This is a genomic window from Pseudomonas fildesensis, from assembly GCF_001050345.1.
Lineage (GTDB): Bacteria > Pseudomonadota > Gammaproteobacteria > Pseudomonadales > Pseudomonadaceae > Aquipseudomonas > Aquipseudomonas fildesensis.
This window is the reverse complement of sequence record NZ_LFMW01000018.1, coordinates 175,224-181,660: the sequence shown is the minus strand read 5'-3', so window position 1 is coordinate 181,660 and position 6,437 is coordinate 175,224. Positions and strand designations below refer to the sequence as shown.

General features: G+C 58.9%; 6 protein-coding genes. 3 read left to right on the top strand and 3 right to left on the bottom strand.

Translation table 11 applies throughout. The annotated features are described in order from the left end of the window. The first annotated feature begins 343 nt into the window (after nucleotides 1–343). Nucleotides 344–1,231: a threonine/homoserine exporter RhtA gene (gene rhtA / locus ACR52_RS23885; protein ID WP_048730153.1), complete on the top strand. Its 888-nt coding sequence runs from the start codon at nucleotides 344–346 to the stop codon at nucleotides 1,229–1,231. A 165-nt stretch (nucleotides 1,232–1,396) separates the two neighbouring features. Continuing rightward, on the top strand, nucleotides 1,397–1,678 hold the full coding sequence (locus tag ACR52_RS23880) for a hypothetical protein (RefSeq protein WP_048730152.1): 282 nt from the start codon (nucleotides 1,397–1,399) through the stop codon (nucleotides 1,676–1,678). Between the two features lie 276 nt (nucleotides 1,679–1,954). On the opposite strand, the gene ACR52_RS23870 is transcribed toward ACR52_RS23880, so the two are convergent. From ACR52_RS23870 to ACR52_RS23860, 3 genes are all read right to left on the bottom strand, one after another. Beyond that, the gene (locus tag ACR52_RS23870) at nucleotides 1,955–3,763 is read right to left on the bottom strand and encodes an aminopeptidase P family protein (protein WP_048730150.1); all 1,809 of its coding nucleotides are present in this window, start codon (nucleotides 3,761–3,763) and stop codon (nucleotides 1,955–1,957) included. Nucleotides 3,764–3,812: 49 nt separating this feature from the next. Next, nucleotides 3,813–4,973, bottom strand: a complete 1,161-nt coding sequence (locus ACR52_RS23865) for a cysteine desulfurase family protein (protein ID WP_048730148.1) — start codon at nucleotides 4,971–4,973, stop codon at nucleotides 3,813–3,815. A gap of 233 nt (nucleotides 4,974–5,206) precedes the next feature. Beyond that, nucleotides 5,207–5,476, bottom strand: coding sequence for a hypothetical protein (locus ACR52_RS23860; protein ID WP_048730145.1), 270 nt, complete (start codon nucleotides 5,474–5,476; stop codon nucleotides 5,207–5,209). 397 nt (nucleotides 5,477–5,873) lie between these two features. On the opposite strand from ACR52_RS23860, the gene msuE reads away from it, so the two are divergent. Then, nucleotides 5,874–6,437, top strand: a complete 564-nt coding sequence (gene msuE / locus ACR52_RS23855) for an FMN reductase (protein ID WP_048730172.1) — start codon at nucleotides 5,874–5,876, stop codon at nucleotides 6,435–6,437.

Below are 6,437 nucleotides of genomic sequence, written 5' to 3'. Positions count from 1 at the left end.
CGACCGAGAGGATCGAAACGTTAATAGAGCCAAACTACACCGCTCTATCAACTCCTTCTGGGCTTCGATGAACTGAAGCAACCCGCTGTCGAATCTCGCATAACTCTTTGTTTACCAAGGAGTTTTCCGTTTCGACTGCGCCGGAAGTGGGGCGAATTATAGACTTCCAGAATCTGCCGTCAACCCTTAATTTCCATTTTCTATCAATCAACCTGAAAAACGCCAATTCCTTCTATATAGATGGCACCACATCAATAGTTGAGCAATATATTGCTCAATACTTCACAGTTAAGCATCATAGCTCCATCTACCTTTCTTCTATGACTTCGGACGAACACCCTCAATGACCACCCCACCCCGCAGTCTGGCCTCGGCATTGTTTCCTGTCGGCCTGCTGTTGATCGCCATGGCTTCCATCCAGACCGGCGCCTCGCTGGCCAAGAGCATGTTTCCTATCGTCGGTGCGCAAGGCACCACAACCCTGCGCCTGATTTTCGCCAGCGTGATCATGCTGCTTCTATTACGCCCCTGGCGCGCCAAGCTGACGGCCAAGTCCTTGCGCACCGTGATTGTCTACGGGATGGCGTTGGGCGGCATGAACTTCCTCTTCTATATGTCACTGCGAACGGTGCCCTTGGGCATTGCGGTAGCGCTCGAATTCACAGGCCCACTTGCCGTAGCTATCTTTGCGTCGCGCCGAGCGCTCGACTTCCTGTGGATTGCTCTCGCGATCATTGGCCTGCTCTTGCTGATCCCGATGGGCGAAGCCAGCAGTGGTATTGACTTGATCGGCGCGGCTTACGCACTGGGCGCCGGCGTCTGTTGGGCGCTCTATATTCTCTTCGGCCAAAAGGCGGGCAACGACAACGGTGTACAGACCGCCGCGCTTGGCGTAATGATCGCCGCCTTGTTCGTGGCGCCGATTGGCATCGTGCATGCTGGCAGCGCATTGCTGACACCCGCCCTGATCCCTGTCGCCATCGCCGTCGCTATTTTGTCCACTGCCCTGCCCTACACCTTGGAGATGGTCGCGCTGACTCGCCTCCCCGCCCGTACGTTCGGCACGCTGATGAGCATCGAGCCAGCATTCGGCGCCCTCTCTGGCCTGTTCTTCCTGCAGGAGCATTTGTCCCTCGCCCAATGGCTGGCCATCGCCTGCATTATCCTGGCCTCAGTGGGCGCTACTCTGACGATGCGCAGCGAATCCAAACCGCTGGTACCCGCCGATTAATCATCTTCAAAGGTTGCTCTGGCATTTGCCGCTCATTTAGGCCATGTTTAGGTCGCAAACGAATGTCACTCATGGAGAATTCGACAAGGACAGCCTGAACGCTACAATCGAGAGCGAGTAAAGCCTGCTTCACGCATTTGCATGAGGCGGCTATTAAGGATGGGAATGAAGCGAATTTTGATACTGTTAATGGTCTTGGCCATTGCTGGCTGTGCCGCGACCACCAAAACAGAAGTAAAGCGGGGTAAAAAAGGGCTGCATATCAACTGTTCCGGCCTGTCCTCCTCCTGGGACCAGTGCTACACCAGTGCGACCAATTCATGCGGCGCCAAAGGCTACCGAGTTATCGCCAAGTCCGGTGACAACTCCGAGGAGCCAGGGGACTACCCTTTCGGCATCAACCCTGCCGGCTACACCAGCCGAAGCATGATCGTTATCTGTAAGTAACGGCCCGAGCAGCCTATTTGCGACGACTCTGCTGCGACGTCCACATCACAACGCTGAGACTGGCCCGCCCCTCCGCGAGGTTCGGCTCGGCAGTGGTCGACTGCCACATTCTGCGCAAACGCTTCAGGATCAAGGCGCCCTCCCGCTCAATGATGCTGACGGGGGGCAGCATTGCGCTGTCGCCCCCGTGGTTTTGTTGCGGCAGGACTTCCCCCGCTACCGTTGCAGATCCACGCAGTCCAGGCGCCTTGTCAAAGACACCTGAACCGCAGCCAATCAAATAGCCGCAGTACGCACCTGCAGCCATTCCAGTGCGGCGCCAGTGAGCAACGGGCTCAAGCGCTCGCGCACCTCGGCGTGGTAAGTGTTGAACCACTGACGCTCATCCGCCGTCAGCAACGACGGCTCCAGGCAGCGCGTGTCGATCGGGCACAAGGTCAAGGTTTCGAACTTGAGGAACTCGCCAAACTCGGTCTTGCCCGCCTCACGGTTCAACACCAGATTTTCAATACGCACGCCCCAACGGCCCGGACGATAAGTGCCTGGCTCGATTGAGGTAATCATGCCCGCCTGCATCGCCGTTTGCGGTGCAGCGACGGCCTGGTAGGCGATCACTTGCGGGCCTTCATGCACATTGAGGAAATAGCCTACGCCGTGACCGGTACCGTGGCCGTAGTCCACGCCCTCGGCCCAGATCGGCGCACGTGCAATGGCATCCAGTAGCGGCGACAGAATGCCCTTGGGGAAATGCGCACGGGACAAGGCAATCACGCCCTTGAGCACCCGCGTGCAATCGAGCTTCTGCTCCTCACTCGGCGTACCGATCGGCACCATCCGCGTGATATCCGTCGTACCGCCCAGATACTGGCCGCCCGAGTCGATCAGCAGCAAGCCATCGCCCTCGATCAGCGCGTGCTCTTCTTCAGTGGCGTGGTAGTGCGGCATCGCACCGTTGGCGTTGAAGGCTGCAATGGTGTTGAAACTCAGTGACACATAATCCGGACGACGAGTACGCGCAGCGGTGAGATGTTCGTCAATCGTCAGCTCGGTAATGCGTTCGCGACCCAGGGCACTGTCCAGCCAGGCGAAGAACTCGCACAACGCTGCGCCATCCTGCTCCATGGCCTGGCGGATATGTTCCGCATCGGCCAGGCTTTTGCGGGATTTGGCGAGTGTGGTGGGGTTCAGCCCTTCGACCAGCTTCACGCCGGCGTCGAGATTGCCGAGCAAACCAGCAGTCACACGTGCCGGATCGACTTGCAAGCTCGCGCCAGCCGGTACGGCACGCAACGCATCGGCCACTTCGCTGTAGTCGCGCAAGGTCACGCCATCCTGCTCGAGCACAGCCCGCAACTCAGCGTCGACTTTGCTCAACGCCACAAACAACGTTGCCTGCTGCGCGTTGATCAAGGCAAAGGACACAAATACCGGGTTAAACGACACGTCGCCGCCGCGCAGGTTGAATAACCAGGCGATGTCATCCAGCGTCGCGATGAAGTGCCAGTCGGCGCCCTTCTCTTTCAAGCTGACACGCAGTGCGGCGAGTTTCTCGCCACGGCTGACGGTGGCTTGCGGCGGTAGATGTTGGTAGATCGGCTGATTCGGCAGCGTCGGGCGGTCTTGCCAGACTTCATTCAGCAGGTCGATGTCGGTACGCAAACTCGCACCGCGCGCGGCCAACTTGCCGCCCAGCGTCCGCGCCGAGGCCACGGCCATCACTGCACCGTCCACCGCCACCACACCGCCTTCCGGCGTTTGCTCGGCCAGCCACTCCAGCGGGCCGGGTTGGCCGGGTTGCAGCTTCACCAGTTCGATGCCGCTGCCCTTGAGTTCCTTGGCGGCTTGTTCCCAGTAACGACTATCGGCCCACACTCCGGCGAAATCCGCGGTGACAATCAACGTCCCCACCGAACCATGAAACCCCGACAACCATTGGCGCCCCTGCCAGTAGCCCGGCAGGTATTCGGACAAGTGCGGGTCAGCCGACGGCACCAGCAGGGCATGGATGCCCTCGCGGCTCATCAGTTCACGGGTATGCGCCAGGCGCTGGGGAACCGTTCCATGGGTCAAAGGCTGCGTGCTCATCGTGTCTCCTGCTAACCACTAATAATTGTTATGTGCTGCGAATGAAAAATCAGACGGCCCAGAACGCCGGTACGCTGACGAGCGCGGCCTTGATCAGTTGCACCGCCTGGTCGATATCCTGCTCGGTGGTAAACCGCCCCAGGCTCAAGCGAATGGTTCGGCCGGCGCTACGGGCATCATGGCCCAGGGCCAGAAGGACGTGGGACGGCGCATTGCTTGCCGAATTGCACGCCGAGGTGGCTGAGAAGGCGATACCTGAGCTCAATGCGGCGGAGTTGAAATCGCCTTCGTCGAACGTAAGGCTGAGGGTGTGAGGAATACGCTGCGTGGGGCTGCCATTGAGACGAACACCGGCAATCGATTCCAGCTGATTCAGCAGGCGCTGGCGCAAGACTACTATGTGCGCCTTCTCCTCGATGAACGACTGCGCCGCCAAGGCGAACGCCGCGCCCATGCCCGCAATCTGGTGGGTCGCCAGAGTGCCGGAGCGCAAACCACCTTCGTGGCCACCGCCATGAATCTGCGCCATTACTTTCTGCTGCGCCCGAGGGCCGACATACAACGCGCCGATGCCCTTGGGGCCATACAGTTTGTGCGCGGAAAACGACATCAGGTCCACCGGCCATTGCGCCAGGTCGATCGCCACCTTGCCCGCCCCCTGCGCCGCGTCCACATGCAGCAACGCGCCATGCTTACGTACCCGCGCGCCGATGGCCGGGATATCGTTAAGGGTGCCCAATTCGTTATTGACCAGCATCAGCGACACCAGAAAGGTGTCCTCACGCAACGCCTCACTCACGGCCTCGGCGCTGATCAACCCGTCGGCGTCCGGCACCAGGTAAGTCACTGCAACCCCGGTTTCCTGCAATTGCCGTGCGGTATCCAGCGTGGCCTTGTGTTCGATCTGGCTGGTGATGATATGCCCACCCGCCACACCGCGCGCCTGGGCTACACCCTTGATTGCGAGGTTGTTGGATTCAGTGGCGCCGGAGGTCCAGACGATTTGCTCAGGGTTGGCACCAACCAACTCGGCCACCTGGCGACGCGCCTGTTCAACCGTTTGCCGGGCCGCTTGGCCGAACGCATGGGAACTGGACGCAGGGTTACCGAAATTGGCATTGAAGCCCAGACACTCGACCATCACCTGGATAACCCGCTCATCCACCGGGGTGGTGGCGGCGTAGTCGAAATACAACGGACGTTTATTCATGACGTTAAAGACTCGCAGAGCGTGTTCCCGAGAACAGCGTCTCAGGGGCATCGAACAGAACAGAGGTCGTCAGGTTTACCTGATCGAATGCCATTAAAGAAGGACCACTTTAGGTAAATGTGCGTAGGAACGCTCCTGAAATTCAGCTTAACAGGCTGAAGTAGCGCCATGGCAAACAAAAAGCCCGAGGTTCCTTAAGGAAAACCTCGGGCTGTTCACTGCTACTAGCCAGTTCAACTAGGGCGGCCGTGCAACGTGACGCTGCGTTCAGCGTTCATTTCGCCCTGGCGATCGAAGCCGAAGGGCTTCTGTGGCTGGCCGGTCAGTGCCGCGCGCTGCTGTTGGTATTCGTCAAACGACAAGCCGCGACGGCTCAAGGCTTCCAGCGCGAGTTGCTGGGTCTCTTGCGCCGTATAAGGACGCAACTCAGGCGAAGGATGTGTCGCACAACCGGCGAGGAATGAGGCGACTAACAATACGGAAATGGCGAGTAAACGGTTCATGGCGAGCGCTCTGCGAAGGTGGTTTTAAGTCAATGAACACAGGCTACGCCCACCCTTGAGAAGTGAAAAATCATCGTCCGTGATAGTCGCTATCAACCGTTGCGGCACCTGCAATAGCAGGCCCCTTATATTCACTTATGATCTATAAATATGGAAATACGTTCATTTACGGAATAAATACAACCCTCTATAAATAGCTTCACACCTGACCGGTGTTCGCCAGGCAACTGTTGCCCCGGCAACAGTCATTCAACAAAACACCAGGCAGACAACAGCAGCACTTTTCAGCAGTGAACCCGCAACCCACGCCAATCAAGGCCTGCACCCATTGGTACAGCTCTTGCTCAACACGTTGCACCACACCTGCCTTGAACCACTGTTGAAAAAGGAACTGTTCATGACCCGTCCCCTGAATGTCGTTGCCCTCTCCGGCGGAACCTGGCGCCCGTCCCGTACCCTGGTGCTGACCCAGGCCGTGCTGGCCGAACTGGCCACCTTGTTGCCGATCCAGACCACCCTGATCGAACTGGGCGACATTGCCCGGCCACTTGGCGGCGCTCTGTCGCGTGATGAACTACCCGCCGACGTCGAAGCACAACTGTTGGCGATCGAACAGGCCGACCTGCTGGTCGTCGCCGCACCGGTCTATCGCGGATCCTACCCAGGCCTGCTCAAGCACCTGTTCGACCTGGTTGGCCTGAACGCGCTGATCGACACACCGGTATTGCTCGCAGCCACCGGCGGCAGCGAGCGGCACGCGCTGGTCCTCGATCACCAGCTGCGCCCGCTGTTCAGCTTCTTCCAGGCCCTGACCTTGCCGATCGGCGTGTACGCCACCGAGGCCGATTTCACCGACTACCAAATAACCAGTGAGCCCTTGAAGGGCCGCATACGCCTTGCCGCAGAACGCGCAGCACCTTTGTTCACTGCGCACTCCCCCTCTCTGCTGAAGATCGCTTAA